This window comes from Streptococcus sp. DD10 (assembly GCF_001578805.1).
Taxonomy (GTDB): domain Bacteria; phylum Bacillota; class Bacilli; order Lactobacillales; family Streptococcaceae; genus Streptococcus.
The window spans coordinates 235,452-259,222 of the sequence record NZ_KQ969158.1 but is presented as its reverse complement, the minus strand read 5'-3'; the positions used below and the strand labels follow the sequence as shown (position 1 = coordinate 259,222).

24 protein-coding genes and 2 pseudogenes are annotated in these 23,771 nt (G+C 39.3%); 3 read left to right on the top strand and 23 right to left on the bottom strand.

What is annotated here, in order from left to right; all coding sequences use genetic code 11:
• Positions 1-108: 108 nt before the first annotated feature.
• From trxB to STRDD10_RS04160, 17 genes and pseudogenes are all read right to left on the bottom strand, one after another.
• Complete coding sequence (gene trxB / locus STRDD10_RS04240) at positions 109-1,020, bottom strand: thioredoxin-disulfide reductase (RefSeq protein WP_067193397.1); 912 nt, start codon at positions 1,018-1,020, stop codon at positions 109-111.
• Between the two features lie 61 nt (positions 1,021-1,081).
• Positions 1,082-1,306, bottom strand: coding sequence for a DUF4059 family protein (locus tag STRDD10_RS04235; RefSeq protein ID WP_067193395.1), 225 nt, complete (start codon positions 1,304-1,306; stop codon positions 1,082-1,084).
• Positions 1,307-1,652: 346 nt separating this feature from the next.
• Positions 1,653-2,396, bottom strand: a complete 744-nt coding sequence (locus STRDD10_RS04230) for an amino acid ABC transporter ATP-binding protein (RefSeq protein WP_067193393.1) — start codon at positions 2,394-2,396, stop codon at positions 1,653-1,655.
• Complete coding sequence (locus tag STRDD10_RS04225; RefSeq protein ID WP_067193391.1) at positions 2,393-3,172, bottom strand: amino acid ABC transporter permease; 780 nt, start codon at positions 3,170-3,172, stop codon at positions 2,393-2,395. Before STRDD10_RS04225 ends, STRDD10_RS04230 begins: the two co-directional genes overlap by 4 nt.
• 483 nt (positions 3,173-3,655) lie before the next feature.
• The gene (locus STRDD10_RS04220; RefSeq protein ID WP_067193389.1) at positions 3,656-4,999 is read right to left on the bottom strand and encodes a DEAD/DEAH box helicase; all 1,344 of its coding nucleotides are present in this window, start codon (positions 4,997-4,999) and stop codon (positions 3,656-3,658) included.
• A 231-nt stretch (positions 5,000-5,230) separates the two neighbouring features.
• Complete coding sequence (locus STRDD10_RS04215) at positions 5,231-5,776, bottom strand: ECF transporter S component (RefSeq protein WP_067193386.1); 546 nt, start codon at positions 5,774-5,776, stop codon at positions 5,231-5,233.
• The gene (locus tag STRDD10_RS04210) at positions 5,748-6,632 is read right to left on the bottom strand and encodes a pyridoxamine kinase (RefSeq protein ID WP_231853371.1); all 885 of its coding nucleotides are present in this window, start codon (positions 6,630-6,632) and stop codon (positions 5,748-5,750) included. Before STRDD10_RS04210 ends, STRDD10_RS04215 begins: the two co-directional genes overlap by 29 nt.
• An 86-nt stretch (positions 6,633-6,718) precedes the next feature.
• Positions 6,719-7,390, bottom strand: a complete 672-nt coding sequence (locus tag STRDD10_RS04205) for a CPBP family intramembrane glutamic endopeptidase (protein ID WP_067193382.1) — start codon at positions 7,388-7,390, stop codon at positions 6,719-6,721.
• A 53-nt stretch (positions 7,391-7,443) separates the two neighbouring features.
• Positions 7,444-7,665: a hypothetical protein gene (locus tag STRDD10_RS04200; protein ID WP_156468585.1), complete on the bottom strand. Its 222-nt coding sequence runs from the start codon at positions 7,663-7,665 to the stop codon at positions 7,444-7,446.
• A gap of 168 nt (positions 7,666-7,833) precedes the next feature.
• Positions 7,834-8,550, bottom strand: a complete 717-nt coding sequence (locus tag STRDD10_RS04195) for an alpha/beta fold hydrolase (RefSeq protein ID WP_067193379.1) — start codon at positions 8,548-8,550, stop codon at positions 7,834-7,836.
• The gene (locus STRDD10_RS04190; RefSeq protein ID WP_067193377.1) at positions 8,547-9,107 is read right to left on the bottom strand and encodes a sugar O-acetyltransferase; all 561 of its coding nucleotides are present in this window, start codon (positions 9,105-9,107) and stop codon (positions 8,547-8,549) included. The genes STRDD10_RS04195 and STRDD10_RS04190 overlap by 4 nt, the downstream gene beginning before the upstream one ends.
• A 53-nt stretch (positions 9,108-9,160) precedes the next feature.
• Positions 9,161-9,334 carry a twin-arginine translocase TatA/TatE family subunit gene (locus tag STRDD10_RS04185; protein WP_067193375.1) on the bottom strand — a complete coding sequence of 58 codons (174 nt, stop codon included), beginning with the start codon at positions 9,332-9,334 and terminating at the stop codon, positions 9,161-9,163.
• Positions 9,318-10,046, bottom strand: a complete 729-nt coding sequence (tatC, locus tag STRDD10_RS04180; RefSeq protein WP_067193373.1) for a twin-arginine translocase subunit TatC — start codon at positions 10,044-10,046, stop codon at positions 9,318-9,320. The genes STRDD10_RS04185 and tatC overlap by 17 nt, the downstream gene beginning before the upstream one ends.
• Positions 10,033-11,722: pseudogene (locus tag STRDD10_RS04175) on the bottom strand (FTR1 family iron permease). Before STRDD10_RS04175 ends, tatC begins: the two are co-directional and overlap by 14 nt.
• Positions 11,700-12,875: an iron uptake transporter deferrochelatase/peroxidase subunit gene (gene efeB / locus STRDD10_RS04170; protein WP_067193372.1), complete on the bottom strand. Its 1,176-nt coding sequence runs from the start codon at positions 12,873-12,875 to the stop codon at positions 11,700-11,702. Before efeB ends, STRDD10_RS04175 begins: the two are co-directional and overlap by 23 nt.
• A gap of 34 nt (positions 12,876-12,909) precedes the next feature.
• Positions 12,910-13,779, bottom strand: a complete 870-nt coding sequence (gene efeO, locus STRDD10_RS04165; protein ID WP_067193370.1) for an iron uptake system protein EfeO — start codon at positions 13,777-13,779, stop codon at positions 12,910-12,912.
• Between the two features lie 353 nt (positions 13,780-14,132).
• Positions 14,133-16,229 (bottom strand): AAA family ATPase, encoded by a 2,097-nt coding sequence (locus STRDD10_RS04160; RefSeq protein WP_067193368.1) that lies wholly within the window; start codon positions 16,227-16,229, stop codon positions 14,133-14,135.
• Positions 16,230-16,613: 384 nt separating this feature from the next.
• Between STRDD10_RS04160 and STRDD10_RS04155 the strand changes: the two genes are divergently transcribed.
• Together STRDD10_RS04155 and STRDD10_RS04150 are read left to right on the top strand one after the other, a co-directional pair.
• Positions 16,614-17,387 carry a DeoR/GlpR family DNA-binding transcription regulator gene (locus STRDD10_RS04155; RefSeq protein WP_067193367.1) on the top strand — a complete coding sequence of 258 codons (774 nt, stop codon included), beginning with the start codon at positions 16,614-16,616 and terminating at the stop codon, positions 17,385-17,387.
• On the top strand, positions 17,374-18,183 hold the full coding sequence (locus STRDD10_RS04150; protein ID WP_067193365.1) for a Cof-type HAD-IIB family hydrolase: 810 nt from the start codon (positions 17,374-17,376) through the stop codon (positions 18,181-18,183). Before STRDD10_RS04155 ends, STRDD10_RS04150 begins: the two co-directional genes overlap by 14 nt.
• On the opposite strand, the gene STRDD10_RS11875 is transcribed toward STRDD10_RS04150, so the two are convergent.
• The 4 genes from STRDD10_RS11875 to STRDD10_RS04135 form a co-directional block, all read right to left on the bottom strand.
• Positions 18,175-18,432: a sigma(X)-activator ComW gene (locus STRDD10_RS11875; protein ID WP_082782037.1), complete on the bottom strand. Its 258-nt coding sequence runs from the start codon at positions 18,430-18,432 to the stop codon at positions 18,175-18,177. The two genes, STRDD10_RS04150 and STRDD10_RS11875, sit on opposite strands and share 9 nt — an antisense overlap.
• A gap of 255 nt (positions 18,433-18,687) precedes the next feature.
• A complete protein-coding gene (locus tag STRDD10_RS04145) occupies positions 18,688-21,024 on the bottom strand; it encodes an endonuclease MutS2 (RefSeq protein ID WP_067193363.1) in 2,337 nt (778 codons plus the stop codon).
• 44 nt (positions 21,025-21,068) lie between these two features.
• On the bottom strand, positions 21,069-21,611 hold the full coding sequence (locus STRDD10_RS04140; RefSeq protein WP_067193362.1) for a CvpA family protein: 543 nt from the start codon (positions 21,609-21,611) through the stop codon (positions 21,069-21,071).
• Positions 21,608-21,910, bottom strand: coding sequence for a hypothetical protein (locus STRDD10_RS04135; RefSeq protein WP_067193430.1), 303 nt, complete (start codon positions 21,908-21,910; stop codon positions 21,608-21,610). Before STRDD10_RS04135 ends, STRDD10_RS04140 begins: the two co-directional genes overlap by 4 nt.
• A gap of 244 nt (positions 21,911-22,154) precedes the next feature.
• Between STRDD10_RS04135 and STRDD10_RS10430 the strand changes: the two are divergent.
• Positions 22,155-22,298, top strand: a pseudogene (locus tag STRDD10_RS10430) (transposase); the annotation flags it as partial.
• Here STRDD10_RS10430 and comW read toward each other — a convergent pair.
• Positions 22,295-22,522 (bottom strand): sigma(X)-activator ComW, encoded by a 228-nt coding sequence (gene comW, locus STRDD10_RS10810; RefSeq protein ID WP_156468584.1) that lies wholly within the window; start codon positions 22,520-22,522, stop codon positions 22,295-22,297. The pseudogene STRDD10_RS10430 and the gene comW overlap by 4 nt on opposite strands.
• 265 nt (positions 22,523-22,787) lie before the next feature.
• On the bottom strand, positions 22,788-23,771 hold the full coding sequence (mraY, locus tag STRDD10_RS04130; RefSeq protein ID WP_067193360.1) for a phospho-N-acetylmuramoyl-pentapeptide-transferase: 984 nt from the start codon (positions 23,769-23,771) through the stop codon (positions 22,788-22,790).

Genomic DNA, 23,771 nt, shown 5'->3' with positions numbered 1-23,771 from the left:
GAACATTTCTAAACTTCATAAAAAATCACTGAAAGTATTTAGCACATATAAAAAAATGAGTATATCGTTTTTTCTGGAAACGCTATACTCACTCCTTTAATTAATTGATTAGTTTGTTTCAGTGATATACTTATAAACTTCTTGCCCAGCGATAGCACCATCTCCTACAGCAGTTGTAATCTGACGTAAATCTTTTTGGCGAACATCACCGACCGCAAAAATCCCAGGAACTGATGTTCTCATATGTTCGTCTGTTACTACCCATCCTGCTTCATCTAAGATTCCCAGATCTTTAGCAAAGGCACTAACCGGATCTAGACCAACGTAGATAAACACTCCTCCAAAAGATTCTTCACGTGATTGACCAGTTTGAACATCTTTTAGAACGACACTAGTCACTCGGTTCTCACCTTTTATTTCTTCAACAATTGTATTCCAAGCAAACTGAATCTTGCTATTGGCAAAGGCACGTTCCTGCAACACTTTTTGTGCGCGTAACTCCTCACGGCGGTGAGCAATCGTGACACTCTTAGCAAACTGTGTTAAAAAAACAGCTTCTTCGACTGCTGAATCTCCACCACCTACAACCAGCAAATCCTCATCTCGGAAAAAGGCTCCATCACACACTGCACAGTAGGAAACACCGCGACTATTTAGCTCATGCTCACCAGGCACTTCTAACAAACGATGATTGGAACCCGTAGCTATAATAACTGTTTTAGCGACAAACTCACCATCATCTGTTTTAACTTTTTTTACTCCTCCCTGATCTTCAATCTTTTCAACAAAACCAAATACATGTTCTACGCCAAGCTTTTCTAACGGCTCAAACATTTTCTCAGACAAATCAGGTCCCGTAATATTGACATAACCTGGATAATTTTCTATATCAGAGGTATTGTTCATCTGCCCACCAGGAATTCCTCGCTCAATAAGAGCCACTTTTAAATTACTGCGGGCTGCGTATAACGCTGCAGTCATACCAGCAGGTCCTGCACCAATAATAATCGTATCGTACATGATTTCTCCTTTTCGTTGTAATAATAGTTATTCTAACATTGTTTTTATAAATTCGCAATTCCTATGCTCGTAAAGCTAAAATTAAGCCCATGACAGCGAAAGATAAAACCGGTGTAACCATAATTCCAATCAATAAAACATCATAGAGATGAACATGGCGTTCTCGTAAAGTTTTATCCTTTCTGCGGCTTGCTCTAAAGCCAATCCATAAAATTGAAATCACCGTAACAGACAAAGCTGTAATCAGTAAACTTTGCATATAAAGCATTAAAATATCATTTAACATCATCTAAAACTTTCTAATTTTTAGCACTCCTAAAGATTTTTACAGACTTTATTCTTTTTTATTTGTATCATCTTAGTAGACTTTACATGCGTCAGTCAATTGAGTTAACGGTTTACTTTTTAGACCTTATCATTTCAATTTTAAATTTAAAGTATAAAACTTGGTTCTTCCGTTTTTAAAATTTGGATACTCTTCAAAGACCTTTAAAAGAACGTGATTGCTATCCAACTTTCATCACTATGGAAAAGGATTGAAGAATAATCTCATCTGACAAAAAGAAATAACTCAAAAATCAAGAGGTTGGAACACTGACTCCGACCTCTCTTTTTTATATTATACCAAATAGTCAGATAAATGTCCGTTTGTAGTTGGCAAAGAATTCCTTTGTTCGTTCTTCCTTTGGATTTCCAATTACCTCAGCAGGAGTTCCAGCTTCAAGAATTTTTCCTTTATCTAGAAAGAGAACCTTATCGGCTACCTGCTCTACAAAAGCCATGTCATGGCTCACCAAAATCATGGTTTGTCCAGCTTTTGCCGCCTCTGCGATTGATTTTTCCACCTCTCCCACTAATTCAGGGTCAAGAGCTGAAGTCGGCTCATCTAAAAGTAAAACATCTGGCTTCATAGCCAATGCTCGTGCTAAGGCCACACGCTGTTTCTGTCCACCTGATAATTGCCTTGGATAGTGATTTTCGCGATCCGATAAACCCACCTTTGCTAATTCCTCTTTAGCAATCTTGGTCGCCTCTTCTTTAGAAAGTTTCTTAACAACTAAAAGACCTTCCTTCACATTATCCAGGGCCGTCCTACGACTGAAAAGATTGAACTGTTGAAACACCATCGATAACTTTCTCCGAAGAATTAGAATATCTTCTTGACTAATCGTTGAAAAGTCAACCTGAAAATTATCAATAGTAAGAGTGCCACTATCAGGTTTTTCTAGATAATTCAGACTACGTAGAAAGGTTGATTTCCCTGCACCAGATGAGCCAATCAACGCAACGACATCACCTTTTTGAATATCGAGATTCAGATTATCCAAAACCGTTTGTCCATTGAAGGACTTGCTCAAATTTGAAATTTTAATCATAAACCAAATCCTCCTTCAGAACGATTTTCAGTAGGATTCTCAATAGACATCCTTTTTTCAACCCATCGACCAAATTGCTCGATGACGACACTTACAACCCAATACACAAGAGCTACTGAAATAAAACGCTCAAAGTAGCGATAGTCTGCACCACCAAGAATTCTCGCCTCTGCAAAAACTTCAACTACCCCCGCACTAAACGCAAGAGAGGTTCCTTTCGTCAACCCAATTAGGGAGTTAATCAAGGTTGGAGTGGCAACAACTGCTGCATTTGGAATGATGACACGACGATAAACTTGCGTATTGGTCATGCCAAGGCTCCGTGCTGCTTCCACCTCACCTGGATCAACAGACAAGATTGCTGCCCGAATGGTCTCACTTGCATAGGCTGCTTCATTGAAAGCAAAGGCGACAATAGCAAAAGCAGCTGCTGGAATATCATTAATATTAAAAGCTGTTCCGAACCGTTGGTTCAAAGCTTTCAAGATCAATGGAATTCCATAAAATGTCAACATAAGCTGGACTAAAACAGGAGTTCCCCGTAAAAAACTAACAAAAAAAGCTTGGATTGGATACAAAATTCGAGTGCGATTAATTTTTACGATAGCAAAAATCAAGGCCAAGACCAATCCTAAAACCGCACCACCAATCGTCAGACCAAGGGTAGTTGGCAACTGTCCAATAATACGAGGAATCCCATCAAAAACAGATCGGAGGCTAAAAAGCTGTCCATCTGGAATTAGCTGCATGAGATTGTCATACCATGTTACATTCATACTTTTCTCTCTTTCGTATCTTTCAAACTTTATTTTCTTATTGTAGCATCTTTTGTTACAAAACGCTTGATTTTGATACGCTTTGAACTATTCCTTTATTTTAGCATAATTTCAAATGAAAATATAATAGATTTTATCTATCTCGCTGATAGATAAAAATTATCACAAATTTGAAAACAAGTACATTTTACTTACTTTGTGTTTCTGTATTGTTCAATATTGTTCAATCTAAAAAGTACTTGTTTAGTCGCTCTATAAGCGATAAACGAGAGAAACCAAGTCTGACTATGGACTAAACGTTCTGGAACTTCAACTTTTTTTAAAAATAATTTACTGGCAACATAAAAAATGGAGGTTTGCTAATTACAATGCTCTATAAGGATAAAAAAATTGAAGAAATCGTTCTAATGCACTTTTTCTTCAATCTGTACAACTCTTAAATTGTTCCTTTTATCTCACTTTTCAAGTTGAGAGAAACTGATTCTAAAACGTTTGTCGCTTCGCTTTACGCTCTGCTCGTCCTCGAGCACGATTTTCTGCTCGTTTGGTTTTCCGGCGTTTTTCATTAACCGCCCACTGAATTTTTTTCTTGTAGCCTGGTTTAACCTTTTTCTTTTTCTTCTTAACCAGACCAATCATTTCAATATCTAACTTGTCCTGTTTTTTCTCACGATTTGCACGGCGATCACGGTCATAAGTCTCTTGAAACTCACCATTTTTAACCATTTTAGGTACAAACTTGATACCCATTTTTTCCAGCTCGCGGATATCCGAGTCGTCACTAGGTTGGTAAAGGGTAATCGCAGTGCCAGACAATCCATTACGCCCTGTACGACCCACACGGTGAACAAAGAAAGAAAGATCCTGCGGGATAGCATCATTGATGACGTGGCTAACCCCTTCAATATCAATACCACGAGCAGCAAGATCCGTCGCTACGATATACTCAAAATCCAAGTTCTTGACTTGATTCATAATTCGCTTACGATCTCTCGGAGGAATATCTCCATGAATCTTTGCCACTTTAAGTCCTTGAGAAGCAAGGTAAGCCTGCAACTCATCAGCTCGTGTCTTGGTATTAACAAATATCATAGCCAAGTAAGGTTGCATCAGCTGGGTCAATTCATAAATCTGAGCATTTCTATCTCGCCCTTTGGTAGAAATTAGCCAGTTGTCAATAGTGTCTGAGATTACTGTTTTCGTTTTAATCTGCTCCATGACAGGATTTGAGAGGTACTTTTTCAAGAAAGGTTGAAGCTTTTGGGGAATAGTCGCTGAAAAAACAAGAAACTGCAATTCCTTAGGTAAACTGCTCGCAATCTTATCTACTGTCTCCAAAAATCCCATATCCAAGGTCATATCCGCTTCATCCACAACAAAGGTATGTGCCTTATGGATTTCCAGATTACCTGACTGAACAAGATCATAAATGCGACCCGGTGTCCCGATGACGATATGAGGCTGACTACTGGTCAACTTGTCAATCTGGCGCGCCTTATCTGTTCCACCGACGTAATTGGCAACACGAATTTCCTGCTTAGAGTGCTCAGCAATCTGACGAGCTGCTTGGTAAATTTGCGTAGCAAGCTCACGGCTAGGAGCAGTGATAACTGCCTGTACATTATTACTAGCTTCTTCTAACTGCTGAAAGATAGGAAGCAAGAAAGTGTGAGTTTTCCCCGAACCCGTCTTAGACTCGCCGACCAAGTCACGTCCGGACAAAACAACAGGAATCAACTTTTCTTGCACTTCTGTCGGCTTGACAAAGTGAAGCTCCTGTAGTGCCTCCTGAATATAGTCTTTAAATGTATAATCTGTAAAATTCATGATATCCTCAATTCTATCTTATCATTTCCATTATACCACATTTTTGATTAAGACAGAGGTAGAGAGACAACACCAACATTAAAAGTCATCACGTACTCTATCGAATATTAAAAATTAAGAATCTATTTCTACAATCTGATTCACTAGCACTAAACAGCTTTCTAAATCATCTTCTATATAATCACTAGTTGATTTCTTATTTTCAATAATACTTAACTCCTATCCAATTCTTTATTTATTTTTCAAGTCAGTCAGTAAGCCTTTGAATACCGGATAGAGTATCGGTACCGCTACAACCGTCGCAAGAGCTGAGCCAAAACTCCCCACTATTTTCCCAAAAGCGAGAAGAACAGACGCATCCCAACTCAAACTCCCCCCCAACATACCTGTAATGGTATACTTGACTAAATTGAGAAGAATCTTAGTTACAGCCCCAGCTACAGCCACTCCCACAATATTAACCGCTCTATCTCTGCCTTTCAGAATTTTTTCAAATAGTAGAAAGACGATAAGAGCAACTACTCCACTCTCTAAGACCGTAATCCATACTACGGCTGTATAACCATTTAAGATATCAAAAACACTGAGTCCCACTGCCGCTGCAAGAAAACCTTTCTTGCTACCAAAAAGTAGAAAACCAACTAAAACCAAGGCATTCCCAAAGTGGATAAACTGAGGTCCAACTGGTATCCGGAAAAATTGGATACTAAGGTAAATTAAAGCTGCGTAGAGACTGAGTAAGGTTAATTCACGCAAGGTAAGATTTGTCTTTTTCATGATATTCCTCCATTATTCGTTGAAATTTCTGTACCCATTCCCCTAAGAATGGCTGATAATAAACTCCCATTCGCAAGTCTACTTGCTCTTCTAAGGTTCGCTCAAGGCTAGCATCCATGAAGTCCAAGACTGCCAATAAGATGATTTCTAGAGAAAGTCCCTGCACCCAAGCACTAGCTAACAGTGCGGTCACCATGTCTCCTGTTCCAAAAAAATGCTGGGAAAATTTACGGGTTGTGTAGAGTTGAAAATACTGTTTTTCTCCTTCATATAACGCCACCCCAATCTGTTCATCAGAAAGCTCCAATCCCGTCAAGACAATCGTTTCTGCACCTAAATTATGTAGGCCCAGGCAAATCTCCTGATAGTCAGACTCAGTGAGCGGACTCTCTGGGTAGGGACGGTTCAAAAGCAGGCAAGCCTCGGTTAGATTAGGCAAAATTAGTTTGGCTCTACTAGCTAGTTTTTGCATGGATTGAACAAAACTCTTTGTAAATCCTGCATAGAGCCGACCTCTGTCCCCCATAATAGGATCAACAAGTAAAGGAATCTTCTCTTGATTAGCAAAGTCAAAAATCAAGTCCACCTGGGCACTTTCTCTCAAATACCCTGTCACCATAGCTGAGAAATCCAACTGTAAGCTCTGCCATTGTCTCAAAAAAGCCTGCATCCCCTGAGTGTAGGACTGAACATAAGTCCCTGGAAAACCTCCTGTATGCGAAGACAGGAGAACTGTTGGGAGGACTGCAACCTCCACTTGACAAGCAGCAAAAAGGGGAAGAGCAGTCGTCGTCGAAACCCTGCCAAGCCCTGTCATGCTATTGGCAAAGATGATGCGTGGATGTTTCATAGGCATTCCTTTCTCTCATGATAGTTCCAGTATAAAAGAAAAACCATCTTGAAACAAGATGGAAATTTCCTAACTGTCTGGGGTCAGATTAACTATAGGTTAGATAGAACAATCAGAATCACATACCAAAAGGCTAAAATATTCACCAAAATATGCATCAAAATAGGATAAAGTAGCGACTGCGTCTGACGATATAAAAGCCCTAAAATGAACCCCGAACTAGCATAGATAAGAAAAGCTAAGGGAGTTATCCCCGAACGAACATGCACATAAGCAAAAAGCAGAGTTGATAAGAGAACGTCCAGATACCAAGGAGATTGTTTAAAAAAGGTCGTCATCACTACTCCTCTATAAATCAACTCTTCAAGGATTGGACCAAATAGACACATATTCAAGAGGAGATAGGGCAAGTCCTTCACTCCTGTCGTTTCTATCAAGGAGTTTAGTCCCACTTGGTTAGAAGTCGTAGGAATAAATAAAGCTAAGAAAGAGTCGCATAGATACCAAACCATGCAAGCCACTATCAAATATAGAAATTGAACTCTTTTCTGTCTCATCAATGATTTTTGAGGACCGTGGTATATCCATAAATAGCAAGAGGCAAGAAGAATGACTGCTAGATCAATGAGGGCTAATACAATAAAATATTCTCGACTTCCTTTTACATAAGGAGCTGAAAAATAGAAAAATACTGACCAAAACCAAACTAGATGATAAGAAAGTAAAATGCATGCATAGAATATTTGAAACACTCGTTTTCCCATGTTTTCCTCCCTCATTATAGCTCAATAAAAGCAGATATTATTCCGTCTAAGTGTTAAAAACGATTTGAACTTCCTTTGCATAGGAAATCTCCTCCACCAATGTAGCCTAAGTTATAGGTTCCTAGTGGACAATTTCCATGTACAGGTCGTATCATCACAGGTTCTTCTTCCCAAGAATGAATTCCGTGAATTGTAATTCCATAAGGATTATCACCACCACGGTATTGCATCAGTTCATCAATAGATAAGGCTGGAAATTTATTTATTTCTTTCATTGCAATTACCTCGATTACATTTTTATAATCTTTCACTACCATTAAGGGGACTCTTCATGTAATCGCATCGAGAACCTTCTCGCCTCCTGTTTACATTCTTACTATACTCTTCTAAAAAATGTTTTTCAATCTACTTTTTTTAAAAAAATACACAAATTTAATAGGTGCTTAGCTTTTTAAAAATTTCTCCACTAGGTCTGCAAGTCTCTGTGGCTGTTCCACATACAGGTCATGGCTGGCATTTGCCAACTGAACTACTTCCACAGAGGTTGGGACTTGGGTCAAACTTTCTCTGACCCAGTTGGGCGTTAGTTCTGTCAGTTGAGGAATGAGAAACAGACAGTCTTGCTGCAACTGCTGAATCTGCCCTTGCACCTGACGACGCAAACTGAGTAGGCGACTAACCCTATCCAGCGTCAAAAAGGACTGCCAGACAGCTTCTGCTGGATTCCAAACCAGACCTGCACGCACTGCCTGCTCCAGATAATCAGACCAGATAGCCGACTGGGATTTTTCCTGCTCCACCGCTTCTTCAACACTACTAAAACGGTAGCTGTTCAAGTAAGCCGCAGCACCCTCCAATTCCTCTTCCAAACTGCAAATTCTCTCCATATCCAGATAGCCACCGTCAAGGAGGATGAGTTTTTTAATGGCTGGAAAGTGATTTGACAGGTAAACCGCTAAGTCCCCACCCAAGGAATGGGCTAGGAGGACGACATTTTCTTCTGACTGGATTTGCTGAGCAAACCAATTATCCAACTCTTCCAAAGTTTCAATACTTGCTCTATAAAGATCGAGATAATGGACAGGAAAAGACAATTCTTGAAAAAATGCTTGTGGATAGACTGGATTGCAACCCAGCCCACCAATAAAATAGGATTTCATTCCTTGATCTCGATCTCCTTAATCACCCGTGCAGGATTACCAGCTAAGACAACATTGTCACCAAAAGACTTGGTCACAACTGAACCTGCACCGACCACCACATTGTCACCCAGCGTCACACCAGGAAGAATGGTCACGCCACCGCCAGCCCAGAAGTTATCCCCAATCGTGATGGGGGCTCCATACTCAATTCCTGAATTACGCTCAGTTGGAGCCAACGGATGGAGGGGTGTCAGTAGCTGACAATTTGGTCCCAACATGGCATTATCACCAATGGTAATAGGACAAACATCCAAGAGGGTACAGTTGAAATTGGCATAAAAATACTCCCCAACATGAATATTAACACCATAGTCACACAAGACCTGCTGCTCCATGTGCAAGTGCTCGCCCGTTGAGCCAAACCACTCCTTGATAAGGGCATTGCGCTTGCTGTTATCCTGCTCCGCATTAACTCGATATTGGAAATCCCGTGAACGCTGGACCAATTTTCGTAACTCTGGGTCTGCTGGACGATAGAACTCACTTGCGATCATTTTTTCATATTCTGTTTTCATGATGGACTCCTTTTTCTTTTATTATAGCAAAAAACGCGGAAAATTCCCGCGCTTTACTTGTTTTCTTCCTTCTCTTTATCAATACCATTAATCGCAGTCTTAAACTCAGACAGCATCTTGCCGATGGACTGACCAAGCTCAGGTAGGCGTTTGGGGCCAAAGATGAGGAGGGCGCCAAGAATGATAATAATCAAACCTGGAGCACCAATATCACGTAAAATTCCCATTAGATTTCTCCTTTTTTTTATAAATCAATTTGCTCAAAAAGACGCTGAGCTCATAGAGCAAAATAAGCGGAACAGTCATTGCCAAATCGCTAATAAAGTCCGCTGGGGTCAATACAACAGCTAAAACCAGCAAAATAAAATAAGCGTACCTGCGATAGTGAGTTAGAAACACTGGAGTCAAAAGACCAATTGAGGTCAAAAAGCTGACAATGACTGGAAGCTCAAAGAGCACAGCAATCGGTACAGTGGTATGGAGCAGAAAAGTTAGATAATTGTGAGCCGTCAATTGCGTCTCAAAGAGACCGTCTCCCAAACTAAGTAATACCTGCAAGATAGCTGGACTAACAAAATAAAAACCAAATAGCAGGCCTATCACAAAGCAGGAAAAACTAGCAGGAACATAGAATAAAACTGCTCCTGCCTCCCCCTCACGAAGTGCTGGCTTAACAAACTGCCAGATCTGAAAGACCGTAATAGGAAGAGTGAGAGTGAAAGCCATAATGCTGGATAAATTCACATAAATCCAAAGTATATCATTTGGACCTAAGACAATCAACTTCTGCTCAAAACGAGTTGTTAGCAGTTTATATAGGTTGCCTGCAAAGAGAAAACTAATACAAAAAATTAAGACGAAACAGACTAAAACAACTATAAATCGCGTGCGAAATTCCAGTAAATGTTCTACAATGGTTAGTTCCTTATCCTTTTTCATAATTTCGTACCGAAACAATCGCAATCACAAGGATAAAGAAAAACTGAGCTCCAAGAACTTCTACACTTGGATAAATTCCTGCCCAGTCAATCGTTGGAAAACCATTGACCAAGTGGTTTGGTGCCATATTGGTCAACTGAAGGGCATGAATACTAACTCCCAACATTTTAAAGGCCAAGGCATAAATTAGCCAAGTTAAGATGAAAAAGATTTTATGAGGTTTGAAATAGTGACTAGCCTTGGTCATGACCAGCGCAATAATGACTAAGATCAGGATAGCTAGTAGAATTCCCAATAAGAAATCTGCCATAGTAATGCGAGGTATGATTCCAACATAAAAGAGGATGGTTTCCGCTCCTTCACGGAACACGGCTAAGAAACTAAGGGCAAACATGGAGACAAAACTTCCCGTCGCCGTCACTGCCTTCATTTGTCGATCCATAAAATCATTCCATTGTTTGATGGAGGTCTTGCTATGTAGCCAAATCCCAATCAAAATCATCATCAAGACTGCAAAGATTCCGACTGCTCCTTCTATAATCTCCCGGTTGGAAGCTGAGGTTACAGCTGGAAAGACCAGTTGCAAGACGAGTGCAATGACCGCACTCGCTAAAATACCGACAAAAGCGCCACCGTAAACCCACTTCAGTCCCTTTTTCAGTTTGGTTGCTTTGAGTGTCGTCACGAGAGCCATGACGATGAGAAGTGCTTCGACGCCTTCTCGTAGAAGGATCAACATAGCATCAAAGGCATTATAGCTAGCACTGGTATCAATGGCTGATAAGTCTGTAATCAAACTTTCCAGTTTATCTTGGTATTCTTTTTCTGCTCCCTTTACCATAATCACAGGACTGTCACTTTCGACCCGTGTATAGAGGCTCGGATTGGTCGTGCTAACAGCTCCCTCAATCGTCGGCCAAATGGTGATAAATTCCTTCATATTGGCAGAAGCTTTCTTGTTCTCACCAGATTGAAACTGACTAAGTGCTTCTTTAAGGAGTTTAATCCCATCTTGCAAGGTCAAGTCAGTAGAAGTTTCTTCCACCTTCGTTCCCTTAACAAAGTTATCAATGGCTGTTTTTAAATCATCAAAAGAGGTCTGAATGGCTTCAAAATCCGTAGGCTCTGTCTCAATCGCACTTCGAAGGAAAGAAATCGCAGTCTCAACCTTCCCATAATGTCCTGTACTACTATCCCGGACGACACCTTCGTTGATCGTCCAGGTAGAGTTCATCTTTTTATAGGCTTCTTTGGTTTGATCCAAATTCTTCGCTGTTATGGCTGACTGCAGGTCTGCAAACTTTGGCTCCAAGCGGCTAACCAACTTGGATTTTTCAGCATCCAAGTCCACGGGGTTTTGCTCTTTTTCAAAGGCCAAAATCGCCGCTGAAACCTGAGTCAACTTGCTCTCGGTCACTTCCCCCTCTATTTCCAAGGCCTGACTCACTTTTTTTTCCTGCTTCAGAGTCATGATTGGTTTTGCTAGCGAAGTCTGCCTGTAGCTCTTCTACCAACTCCTTGGCTTTTGCCTGGTCCCCATCCTTTACAGCCGTCGTCGCATCCGTAATCTTAATAAAGAGCTCGCTATAGGATTCTGCAGCAGAAACGGGTGTCCCCCAAAAAAGCAATAAGACACTCAGTACCCACAATATTCTACTCAAATAAGTCTTGGCCAATATAGCCTCCTTTCTCCACCCCAGCAAAGCAGGCAAAGAGGCCGCTTCCGATATGGGTAATATATTCGTTCATCTTGTCGTCTGCTCCGAGATTGGTTTGCACTTTTACAAAACTATCTGGGTCCTTTTGATAAGAGATAAAGAGTAGTCCCGAATCAAACTGACCGGTCGTCTCATCGATTCCATCTGAGTAAGAATAGGACCTGCGGTAGATGGGTTTGTCCACCTCTTTGGCGAGTCGAACGTGGGAGTCTACCGGAAGGAGACTCAGGTCTACCTCGTCAAACTCATTTTTTTTACCAAAAGGCGCTCCACTATCTTTGTAGCGTCCAAAGGTATTTTCCTGCTCCTGAAGGTTGGTCCGATCCCAGGTCTCTAAGTGCATCTGAATCCTGCGAACGGCCATATAGGAGCCATCTTTCATCCAGTCCTTACTATCCGTCCAAACCACCTTATCAAAGTCACTTTCCTTCGTGACATTTGCCGTCCCATCTTTAAATCCAAAGAGATTTCGCGGGGTCTCCAAACGATTTCCAATAGCCGCAAATCCCGACTGACTCCATTTCATGGTAATGCTATTGCGACCTTTGCGAATCAGATTACGGATAGCATGAAAGGCTACCTGCTCATCGTCTGCACAGGCTTGAATGGCGATGTCCCCACCAGTGTATTTATCCTGCAATTGCTCCTTAGGAAAAGGAGGCAAATCTCGAAATAGTTTTGGTCGTTTGCTTTCCAGTCCCATCTTTTTGAGAAAATCAGCCGATACTCCAAAGGTCAAGGTCAAGCGATGAGGATTAAGTCCAACCGTCTCCCCAGTATCCGTAGGTGGTAAGAGAGCATTGCTCCCATCCTTTTTGACCAATTCGCCCTCGACGAGCTTCGCGCTATAATCCGTCCAGTCCTTAAAGAGCTGGATGATTTTGTCCTTGTCCGTAGTATGTAAGTCCAAGACAACAAAGTAAATATTTTTTTGCATGGCGGTAGTGATACCTGCCTGATGCTTTCCGTAAAAACGGATCTTCTCATCGCCATAGGAAATCTTCTCTGCTTCATCCGTCTTAGTAGCGAAAAAAGCAGATGCACCAGAGAGACCTAGTGCCAGTCCTGCTCCTCCGATACCTGCTTTTTTGAGAAATTCCCGACGATCCATTTTTTATCAAAAACAGTTTCGTCTTTTGTCATATTTATTCTCCATCAAGGATGGTTCCCATTTGAGACAAAGGTTCTCCGAGTTTGGTAACTGCTTCTGCCAACTCTTTCGTATCTTCCTTTGTCAAATCCGTGTAGAGTTTATAATGCTCCTTGTCTGTCATGTGTTTGTCCAGCAGACTGTTGACATTTTTAAACTCCGTTTCCAGTTCCGTTACCAAGTTCGGATTTTTCTTTTGAATGAGAGGCTTGAAGAGTTCAAAAATCTTTTGTGCCCCTTCGATATTGGCTCTAAAATCGTAAAGGTCTGTGTGGGAATAGATTTCTTCTTCACCTGTGATTTTGCTCGTCGCTACTTCATTGAGCAAGTCCACAGCACCGGTTAGCATAATATCCGGCGTCACTTCTACTGTTGCAATCTTCGCTTTAAGTTCCTTGATATCCTTGACCAGTTGTTCCCCGTATTCAACGGTTCCTTCTGTCGTATTTTGTTCCCACATGATTCGCTCAATCCGGTGGAAACCTGACCAGCCATCCTCTGTCTTATTTTCATCCAGATAGTCCGCTAGGCGGAAGTCAATCTTTACATCTGACTCTCCAAAGCTCTCTGCAATCGGTTCCGAACGCTCGTAAGCCATGCGGATCAGTGGATAAACCTTCTTGGCTTCCTCTAGTTTTCCTTCTTTAAGAAGAGTGACAAAACCTTCTGTATCCGTCAAAAGTTGGCTAATTTGTCCTTCTACAAATGTTTTATAATCAGCTGTCGCTTGATTGAGTTCTTTTTGATCCGCTGAGGACAAGGTTACCTTAGCTTCACTACTGCTTGAAGATGTACTACTGTTAGTATTCGCACAAGCTGTTAAAAGCAAAGCAGTAGAAAATAGTAAAAGACTAAGCTTTTTCATGATATCTCCTTTAAATCAATTAGAAAAATTTACACATACCATTATATCATTATTTTTCTCATCTTTCAACAATTGTCAGATAATTTTAATAGTCTGTCTTTACAAAAATACTAGCTCTTCATCACCACATATGACACAGATTTTCTCATCCATTCCGAAAGAAAATGAATCACTCAATCGAATCCGGTATCATCTCAAAATAGTCCCTTATTTCCTTTCTCGTTTTTAAGTAAACGAGCTATCCAACTGGCTACACGACTAGAATACCCCAAATATGAAAATATGAGTAGAAAAAACACATTGACTTCAGCCCAGTCAATGTGTTTCCTATTCTGCTTCCAATTATATAGATTTTACTTTTCTTTGATAACCAAGACACCGTCTTCCATATCAGCTTCTAGGTGTTTAGCATCAAGGTTATCCAAGTGGAAGTCTGTGACTTTGTCACGGATTTGTTGTTCAACCACACGACGGAGTGGACGAACACCCATGACTTCATCGTAGCCTTCTTCAGTCATGTATTCTTTAGCAGCTTCGCTAACTGCCAAGTCAATGTCTTTCTTAGAAAGAGTCTTGTTAACTTCAACCAACATAAGGTCTACAATCTTAGAAAGATCTTCTTTGCTCAAGTGTGAGAATTCGATGACAGCATTGAAACGGTTAAGGAATTCTGGACGGAAGTAAGGTTTCAAACGATCCATAAGTTCTGGTTTATCAGCATCTTCTGTCACCTTCGCTTCATAGCCAAAGCCTGCGTTTGAAGTTGCGATAATAACAGTGTTCTTGAAGTTTACAGTGTTACCTTGACCATCAGTCAAACGACCATCATCCAAAACTTGGAGAAGAAGTGTGATAACTTGAGGGTCAGCCTTTTCAATTTCATCGAGAAGGACGATTGAGTAAGGGTTACGACGAACACGTTCTGTCAACGTATTGCTATTGTCATCATAACCTACATAACCAGCTGTTGTACCAATCAATTTAGAAACGGCTGTGCGGTCGCTGTATTCTGACATGTCCAAACGAATGATAGCATCTTTAGTTCCGAACATATCAAGAGCCAATTGTTTAGCCAACTCGGTTTTACCAACACCAGTAGGTCCTACAAAGAGGAAGCTACCAATTGGACGGTTACCTTCGTCAAATCCTGCACGGTTACGACGGATAGCACGTGCCACTGCTTCAACGGCTTTATCCTGACCGATAACCTTAGTTTGCAAACGGTGACCCATATCTTTCAAACGTTCAATATCAGTTGCACCCATTTGTGACACTGGAATACCAGTCATACGTTCTACAGATTCAGCCACATCGTTGACAGTTGCAGTGACTTGGTGTTCTTCCGTGTGGTTTTCAATTTTCTTTTCAAGTTCTTCGATACGAACTTTAGCCTTCAGTGCCGCTTCGTAGTCTTCTTTAGCTGCGGCTACTTCTTGCTTCGCTTTTTCAGCTTCAATTTCATGTTCAACAGCATGCACATCAGTCACTGGGTGTTGGGCAGCCAAATGAGCTGCCGTTACATCGACAAGGTCAATGGCCTTATCAGGCAAGCTCCGTTGTGGAATGTATTGTACAGAGAAATCTACTGCTGCTTTCAAAACTTCATCTGGCAAGATAACATTGTGGTGTTGTTGATACAATTCACGGATTCCTTGGAGAATTTTGAAGGTATCTTCAGCAGATGGTGCATTGACCTTGACTTCGTTGAAACGGCGTGCAAGAGCTGCATTTTTCAAGATGGTGTTGCGGTATTCGTCTTGAGTGGTTGCCCCAATCACAGTCAATTCCCCACGTGAAAGAGCTGGTTTCAAGATATCCGCAAGACCTTTAGATCCTTGACCATCACCTGTGCTACCAGCACCAAGAATTTGGTGGATTTCATCGAAGAAGAGGATAATATTTCCAGCTTCTTTGACTTCATTTACCAAGTTTTGAATGTTTTCTTCAAAGCTACCACGGTATTGAGTACCAGCTTCAAGTCCAGAAATATCAATTGAGATGATTTCTTTGTTCTTGATAGCAGCTGGGACATCACCATTTACGATGGCTTGTGCCAAACCTTCAACTACGGCTGTTTTACCAACACCGGCGTCCCCGACAAGGACTGGGTTATTCTTGGTACGACGAGCCAAGATTTCGCAAGCTTCTTGGATTTCTTTGTTACGTCCGATAACTGGATCCAATTTACCTTCGCGAGCTTCTTCAGTCAAGTTACGACCAAGTTTAGCAAGAATACCATCTTGTTTAGGTCCTTTACCTTGATGTTGAGTTGGGTTCACTGCTTCACCTTCATTACCAGGCAATTGACCTGTTTGACGGTAAATAGCAAATTCTTCAGGTGTCACTTCACGACCGTTAATCATGTAGCGACGGTTTTCTGAACGGTAACCACCCATGTTACCCATCAATTGATTGAAAAGATCGTCCATATTGTTAAAGTTGTTGTTCATATAATTACCTCTTTTTACATAATTTTTGTTTATTTTTAAGAATAAGCAGAATATTCACTTATCTGCCACATTGTTTGTTTACATAATTTTTTGTTTTATTTTTAAGAATAGCCCTAAGGCTATCTGTCACTAGTCCTAATTTTAATCTGATTTTTTTGACTGAGAAAGAACATCTTACCCTCTCCCTTCTTCTTAATATAGAATCTTATAAACAAAGAACATTCATTTGTTTACATAATTAATTTTACCAAAGATTTTCCTGCTTGTCAACTATTTTACATAATTTTTTTATAATATAAAATATGCGTTTTTTTAAGCGTTTTATATCAAAATGCTTGATTTTACTTTTTATTTTGCTATAATAAACTTAAAAAGGAGTTTGTGATGCATCAAGAACAACGATTAGAAGAAATTTTACACCTCTTAGAAGAAAGAGGAAATCTAACTGCCAAAGAAATGGTGCTACATTTTAATGTTTCAAAAGACACAATCCGGAGAGACTTCTCTCTCTTAGATCGGCGTGGTCTAGTAAAACGTACCCATGGTGGCTTGCTTCCTTTAAGAAATCGAGCTATTTTAAGCTATCTTGATAGAAGAGGAAATCAAAATACAGAAAAACAAGCCATAGCAGATTTAGCTCTTGAACTCATTCAGGAAGAAGAATTCCTATTTCTAGATGTTTCAACAACCGTTTCTCAATTAGCTCAAGTACTAGACAAGAGTGTAACAGTTTATTCACATTCATTAGATAACGCACTGCTACTTAGTGGAAAAGAGGGGATTGATTTTTATCTTCTAGGGGGGAAATTTTATCCTAAAAACCGCTTTTACTACTCTTCTCAAGCAAGTGAAACTCTTAAGCGAGTAAGATTCACTACTGCTTTCTTTGGAGCCGCCAGTCTAGCTGATGGTATTCTATCTTTCGAAGATGAAGAAGATGCTCTCCTCAAAAAACTTGCTTGGGAGGCTTCTCAGACCAAAGTTTTACTTGCCGAAACAAAAAAATTTGACTGTTATTCAAAATATATCTTAGCTAAACTTTCAGAACTAGATTATTGGATTTGTGAACAAAAACCAGAACAAGCAATTTTGGATAGGCTTGAGGGACAAGTAACGATACTGTACCCAAGAAAGGAAGAAAACAATGACAGAAATTAAAGCGATTATCAGCGACATTGACGGAACCATTTTAACTGACCACCATCAGATTGACGATGAACTGCTTTCTCTCCTTCCACAATTAACGAAAAAAAAGATTCCATTTGTTTTAGCTTCAGCTCGTTCACCTCTTGGAATGGCCCCAATCGTTCACCGGTTAGGGTTAGAAAATCAACCGATTGCTTCCTACAATGGGGCACTCATACAGCTAAATCAAGAAATCCTCTTTCAGCATCTTGTTGACAAATCTGAAATCCGACAAATCATTCAGCTCATTACTGATTATTTCCCAAGTATTTCTATTAATATCTATTCCGGACAAAATTGGTTTACAAACCATATCAATAAATGGACTCAACTCGAAGCAAATATCACAGGAGAAACACCCCTTTTGCGTCCTCTACTTGATCCCATTCTGGATACTCTCATTCCCATCCATAAACTCCTCTTAATCGGAGAGCCTAAACTGATCCAAGAATTACAACAACAGATTGGAGCATTAAAACTGAGTTTGACTACCATTTACTTATCTAAAGAAAACTATCTAGAAGTTACTGCTAATGTGGTCTCAAAGGAACAAGCCCTCAAGGAAATCGCTCGTTACTACCAACTGGACCTAAACCAAATTATGACTATAGGGGACAATTTCAACGATATCCCTATGATACAATTAGCAGGGCTCGGTGTAGCCATGGGTAATGCTCCAAAAGAGGTGAAATCTGCTGCCAATCGAACTACACTTAGCAACAACCAACACGGGGTAGCCAGAGCTATTGAGCAATACGTTTTAACATGACCGTTTGGCTCTATAATTTCTGTAGTGGGTAAATCCACTGTAGGAATTATGGAGCCTATTTTTTGTAGAAAAAGTCCCATAAGAACTATAATGAAAAGCGGCAAAACCATCATTAGAAAGGTTCTTGTAAGAGATGAAGTAACGTAGATGCAGGCTTTCCCATTCGTATCGGTCCAACTTTAGAAAATCAAAATTTCTCTCTAAAGTGGAATCAACTTCTCTGTATTCCTTGTAAACTTCTTCAATCATAACAATCTCCCTACTCCCTAAATTTAGCATAGCAGAAAGAAATCAAGGATAGATTTTTTTAAGATGTCCGTTTTGACGTCTGAAATATCAAAAAAAAGAAGCAGATGACTCTGCTCCTTCAACATCTATGCTTTTCACATAAACTCTAAAGGTGTCAATGAACCAGTATTCTACTTGGAATTCTTTCATTGCTTTTATTCAAAACATTCATCTAATAATCTATGATTATACAGTTTTTCATAACACTTCTTGCTTTTATTTAAATATTGCAATTGTGACTCCACTTCCTCCGGCATTCTGTGGTGCATAACCAAAGCTTTTCACCTGTTTATTCCTTTTTAGATACCCTGCTACGGCTTCGCGAATTACCCCAGTTCCAATTCCATGTATGATATCGACCTGAGACATATTGTTTAATAATGCTTGATCAATAAAAGAATCTAATTCTTCTATTGCCTCTTCATACCGCTTTCCTCTCAAGTCTAGCCTTGCCCTTGGTCCTTTAGTCCTGCTTTTCTTGACAACATTCACCTGTTTGGTAGTTTTTTCCTGTTTAACTATATTTGGTTTTACTAATTCAAACTCTTGGTTTTCCAGAGTCATTTTCATCAAGCCGACTTGAGCTTCCCATCGACCATCTTTAAGCTGAGCTACCAAAGTCCCTCTCTGCCCATAATTCGTTACAATGATATCATCCCCTACATTAGCAACTTTTGCTTTTTTTGCTTTTTGTAAGACTTTATTTTGCGATAGTTTTGTTTGTTCTGGAACAAGATTTTTGAGTTTTCCTTTAGCTTCGATAATTTCATGAGGTTTAAGTTGAGACTTAGAATGTAATTTTTTTAGTATCGAGTCACTTTCAGAAATAGCTAAATCAACAATTTGAATTGCTTCTTCTCGTGCTTTTTCCAGTTCAGATTCTTTTTCTCGACTAAACTCATTGTAAAGCTTTTTCACTGCCCGATTAAATTTTACGTTTTCTTCTTCTACCTCTTTTATCTTATCTAGTCTCTTGCGACTTTCTAATGTTTGTTTTTCTAATTCCTCAATTATACGATTCACATCACTATCATGACGAACTTGATGACGAGCCATTTCAATGATCGTTTTTGATAAACCAAGTTTTTGGGCAATCGCAAAAGCACTGGAACGTCCTGGAACACCTTGCATAAACCGATACGTTGGTCTCAACGTAACGGTATCAAACTCCATACTAGCATTTTGAATTCCTTTTGTTTCAATTCCATAAGCCTTTAATTCTGGATAATGAGTTGTTGCCATAGTTTTGATTTCATTGTATCTTAACTCTTCTAAAATCGCCATGGCTAAAGCAGCCCCTTCTTGTGGATCTGTACCCGACCCCAATTCATCAAGCAAGACTAAGGAACGGGAGTCTAAATTTTCTAGTATCGATACAATATGAGTCATATGACTAGAGAAAGTCGAAAGACTTTGTTCAATCGACTGTTCGTCACCTATATCTGCAAATATTTGGGTAAATACACCAACTTGACTCCCTTTATCTGCCAAAATAGGTAATCCTGATTGGGCCATTAATTGTGCCACCCCTAAGGTTTTCAACATAATGGTTTTCCCCCCTGTATTAGGACCTGTTATCACAATCGCTGTCAAATCACTTGAAAAGTGTAAATCGTTTGGAATGGCATTCTGAATAAGAGGGTGGCGAATATTAAAAAGTTGGATAGAATTATTTGATGAAACTTGAGGAATAATAGCCTTTTTATCTTTCATAAAACGAACTTTAGCCTGAACCAAGTCGATATGTCCAATAATCCATGCATTGTTTTTAATACTGGTAGCATACGGACGAGCCAGATTAGAAATTTCCTGAAGAATTCGTACAATTTCGTATCGTTCCTCTGCATGATAATGAGTCAGCGTTTCATTTAACTCAATAACCGAACGAGGCTCAATATAAACAGTGTTTCCACTTGAGGATATATCGTGTACTACACCAGCAATTCGATTACGATAGCTATTTTTTACTGGTAAAACATTTCTCCCATTTCGACTCGCAATGATAGCATCCGCTAACATTTCCCCTTTTGTTTTTAAAATCTCTTGTAAAGTCGAACGAATTTCTCCCTCTGTCTCACGAATTTTTCTTCTGATTTTTCCTAATTCAAAACTTGCAAATTCTTCGATAAATCCACCATCATTAATTGCCTGTAAAGCTCCTTGAACCTGAGGAAATGTTTCTAATTTTTCAAACAATCTAGTCAAATGCTCTAATTTTACATTTTCCAATCCTTCGTAAAAATCAACCAGTTCACGGCTGACGGTCAAGAGACGTTTTAGTTTCAGAAGCTCATCGATATTAAGATCAGCTTGTAATTCTAAGCGTTTTGTTAAATCACTTACATTTTGCGTTCTTCCAATTGAAAAATATGGGTAAACTCCAAAAATTTGCTCCATCTCTTGGACTTCTGCAAAACTCGCCTCTATCTTTTCCTGTTTGTCCATAGGCATCAAAGTACCAAGTTCATCTTTTCCCTGTTGCGTTGACAAATATTCCGTAAACATCATCTTTACTTTGTCAAAATCTAAAATATTTAAAATTTTTCTATTCATATCTTTCCTTATCTTACTATTGCAAAAAGAGTAAGGATGTTTCCTTACCCTGTTATCTGTGAAAACCAGAGAGACTTAAATAAATCAGAGGTGATGGGAGCCTGAATTAAAAAGCGTGGTATCGCACTGTTCAAACGATTCTGAATTACATCAAGTGGAACTGTCGAAAGGACAATTAGAAGCATTTGTAACACTAAGGCTGTCACTATAACTGATAAAAAGCCTCCTAGTAGATTGGCCCAAACTTTATCCTCAAAAAAGGTTGGAAATAGATGAACTAATATCCCTATCAAACGAAAGAGTACATAAACAATGAAAAAAACGAACAGGTAGGACAGCCCCGCATAAAATACTTTATCTAATTCAAAAATTTGATTAGATGGATAATATAAAACAGTTGCCCCTTCAGATGGACTCGAATAAGGTATCCATAAACTTAAAATTCGCGTAAAATTACGAAAATAAGTAGATGCCAAAAAGATTGCCACTAGAGCTCCAATAACATAAAAGGATTGCAACACAATTCCTCGCTCGTATCCTATGTAAAAAGCCCAGGCAAGCAAGATCAGAATTAGCAAGGATATCATTTACTTTCCTCTTTACTTGATTTTTCTTTTAATTTGTCTAAGGCAGCTTTTCTAAAATCTTCCAATTCTTTTTCCTTATCATCGAACTCAATTTCTCTCTCTAATTGTGTAGAGAGACTATTGATTGCAAGTAAGATAGCTAGCGTCTCATCATCTGCGTCTAGCATTTGTCCTTTAATTGCCTCATATTTTTCACGTGTTACTCTTTCTACTTCTTCCATAAAAAGATTATCATGTTTGGTTGTTAATGTTAAATTCTTATTTCCAAAAGAAAATTTATATCTATTTAAATTTGCCATAAAATCACCTCGAGGTATTATACCAAATTTTTTCTCATTTGTCATTTATTATTCCACAAGGATATTAAGTAACAAAATAGCTCTCACTATTTCAGCCACAAATTTTCTTTCGATATTCACAAATAAATATAGAATAGAAATTTTAGCTTTATCATTTCTGTAATGGATAATCCACTGTAGGAATTATGGAGCCTATTTTGTGTAGAAAAAAAGTCCCATAGGACCTATATAATGATAAATGACAAAACTGGAGACAACCAACAACCTCATCAAAATTATCAAGCGAATTGCATTCGGTTTTCGAAATTTTGAAAATTTTAAGAAGAGGATTTTTATTGCCTTAAACATCAAAAAAAGAGCGAAAAAAATCCGCCTCTCTCGATGTTAATGAATCATGGTTCTCCCTATTTCATCCAAGTAGAGTCTGTAAGAAACCTTGTAATGATAGCTTATGAAGCACTCTATACTTTGAATGTCGTACTTGCGCAAGTAATAGATGAAGTAACGCAAGTGCAAACTTTCCCACTCATATCGGTCCAATTTTAGATACCCATAAGCTCTCTCTAAAGTGGAATAACATTCTCTGTATTCTGTGTAAACTTCTTCAATCATAACAATCTCCCTTCTTCCTAAATTTAGTATAGCAGAAAGAAAGTAAGAATAGATTATTTTTCTAAGATGTCCGTTTTGACGGCTAAAATTTTAAAAAAAGAAGCAGATGACTCTGCTCCTTTAAGATCTATGCTTTTCATCTACCCACTACAGCTGACAAAGATCCTTTTAAACACACAACAAGAATATTAGCTGAGAGAATGCTGTATTGTAAGACACATCCATTTTTAAAAATAGAAAAAGCTGGAGACACTGCTCCAACTTTCTACAAATATAACATTGCTAATGTTATTAAACTTGCCAATAAGCCTATCCCCCAGAAGAAGAAATCAACCTTCCACTCACTCCAAGACTTGCCATGTCCTGTCAGTCCACCTAATTCAAAATGATGATGAACTGGAGTCATACGGAAGATTCTCCTTCCACCAGTTAACTTAAAATAAGTTACTTGCATCATAACAGATGTCGTTTCAAATACGTACACAATCCCGATCAATAAAAGTGTCCATTCTTGATGTAGTGCAATCGAAATCGTTGCTAACATCCCACCTAAGGCAAGACTTCCTACATCTCCCATGAAGATTTTCGCTGGCTTGTGGTTGTAGCCAAAGAAACCGATCAAACCACCAATCATGCTTAGAATTACGATCAAGATATCGATACGCTGTTGCTCAAATGCAATCACACCATAAGCAGCTAGACTAATCACAACCGATATACTGGCTAAGCCATCGATTCCGTCTGTCAAATTAACTGCATTAGAAAAGCCAATCAACCAAAAAAGGACAAAGAAGAGGTAAAGAAAGCCTAGTTGAATCGGAAATCCAAAGAAGTTCAGCATATCTCCACCTCCGTGCCGATCATAAAAGAGGTAGAAAACAGCCGCTCCCACAAGTTGCAAGATTAACTTTTGCTTAGGATTTAAACCTTCGTTTATTTTTCGAAAAACCTTAAGGAAATCATCCAGAAAGCCGACGACACCGTACAAGACGATGATAAATAAAATCATGGAAGTCGTGTTCGATAAATTCCCAGTAGCTACTGCCAGTAGAAACGCAACTAGTACAGCTACTGTTAAAAAGACAGCACCTCCCATAGTCGGAGTTCCAGCTTTTTGCTGGTGTTGCTTGACATCTTCATGCATTTGTTGTCCTGTTATCTTGGCCTTGTGATAAAAGCGAATAAAAACAGGAATCAAGGCTACAGTAGCCACCAAGCTAATGCCTCCTGCTAGTAATGCTGTAATCAT

What these genes read in the sequence shown, in the direction of transcription:
- trxB (WP_067193397.1), bottom strand. Translation starts at nt 1,020, where the DNA reads ATGTACGATACGATTATTATTGGTGCAGGACCTGCTGGTATGACTGCA.
- STRDD10_RS04235 (WP_067193395.1), bottom strand. Translation starts at nt 1,306, where the DNA reads ATGTTAAATGATATTTTAATGCTTTATATGCAAAGTTTACTGATTACA.
- STRDD10_RS04230 (WP_067193393.1), bottom strand. Translation starts at nt 2,396, where the DNA reads ATGATTAAAATTTCAAATTTGAGCAAGTCCTTCAATGGACAAACGGTT.
- STRDD10_RS04225 (WP_067193391.1), bottom strand. Translation starts at nt 3,172, where the DNA reads ATGAATGTAACATGGTATGACAATCTCATGCAGCTAATTCCAGATGGA.
- STRDD10_RS04220 (WP_067193389.1), bottom strand. Translation starts at nt 4,999, where the DNA reads ATGAATTTTACAGATTATACATTTAAAGACTATATTCAGGAGGCACTA.
- STRDD10_RS04215 (WP_067193386.1), bottom strand. Translation starts at nt 5,776, where the DNA reads ATGAAAAAGACAAATCTTACCTTGCGTGAATTAACCTTACTCAGTCTC.
- STRDD10_RS04210 (WP_231853371.1), bottom strand. Translation starts at nt 6,632, where the DNA reads ATGCCTATGAAACATCCACGCATCATCTTTGCCAATAGCATGACAGGG.
- STRDD10_RS04205 (WP_067193382.1), bottom strand. Translation starts at nt 7,390, where the DNA reads ATGGGAAAACGAGTGTTTCAAATATTCTATGCATGCATTTTACTTTCT.
- STRDD10_RS04200 (WP_156468585.1), bottom strand. Translation starts at nt 7,665, where the DNA reads ATGAAAGAAATAAATAAATTTCCAGCCTTATCTATTGATGAACTGATG.
- STRDD10_RS04195 (WP_067193379.1), bottom strand. Translation starts at nt 8,550, where the DNA reads ATGAAATCCTATTTTATTGGTGGGCTGGGTTGCAATCCAGTCTATCCA.
- STRDD10_RS04190 (WP_067193377.1), bottom strand. Translation starts at nt 9,107, where the DNA reads ATGAAAACAGAATATGAAAAAATGATCGCAAGTGAGTTCTATCGTCCA.
- STRDD10_RS04185 (WP_067193375.1), bottom strand. Translation starts at nt 9,334, where the DNA reads ATGGGAATTTTACGTGATATTGGTGCTCCAGGTTTGATTATTATCATT.
- tatC (WP_067193373.1), bottom strand. Translation starts at nt 10,046, where the DNA reads ATGAAAAAGGATAAGGAACTAACCATTGTAGAACATTTACTGGAATTT.
- efeB (WP_067193372.1), bottom strand. Translation starts at nt 12,875, where the DNA reads ATGGATCGTCGGGAATTTCTCAAAAAAGCAGGTATCGGAGGAGCAGGA.
- efeO (WP_067193370.1), bottom strand. Translation starts at nt 13,779, where the DNA reads ATGAAAAAGCTTAGTCTTTTACTATTTTCTACTGCTTTGCTTTTAACA.
- STRDD10_RS04160 (WP_067193368.1), bottom strand. Translation starts at nt 16,229, where the DNA reads ATGAACAACAACTTTAACAATATGGACGATCTTTTCAATCAATTGATG.
- STRDD10_RS04155 (WP_067193367.1), top strand. Translation starts at nt 16,614, where the DNA reads ATGCATCAAGAACAACGATTAGAAGAAATTTTACACCTCTTAGAAGAA.
- STRDD10_RS04150 (WP_067193365.1), top strand. Translation starts at nt 17,374, where the DNA reads ATGACAGAAATTAAAGCGATTATCAGCGACATTGACGGAACCATTTTA.
- STRDD10_RS11875 (WP_082782037.1), bottom strand. Translation starts at nt 18,432, where the DNA reads ATGATTGAAGAAGTTTACAAGGAATACAGAGAAGTTGATTCCACTTTA.
- STRDD10_RS04145 (WP_067193363.1), bottom strand. Translation starts at nt 21,024, where the DNA reads ATGAATAGAAAAATTTTAAATATTTTAGATTTTGACAAAGTAAAGATG.
- STRDD10_RS04140 (WP_067193362.1), bottom strand. Translation starts at nt 21,611, where the DNA reads ATGATATCCTTGCTAATTCTGATCTTGCTTGCCTGGGCTTTTTACATA.
- STRDD10_RS04135 (WP_067193430.1), bottom strand. Translation starts at nt 21,910, where the DNA reads ATGGCAAATTTAAATAGATATAAATTTTCTTTTGGAAATAAGAATTTA.
- comW (WP_156468584.1), bottom strand. Translation starts at nt 22,522, where the DNA reads ATGATTGAAGAAGTTTACACAGAATACAGAGAATGTTATTCCACTTTA.
- mraY (WP_067193360.1), bottom strand. Translation starts at nt 23,771, where the DNA reads ATGATTACAGCATTACTAGCAGGAGGCATTAGCTTGGTGGCTACTGTA.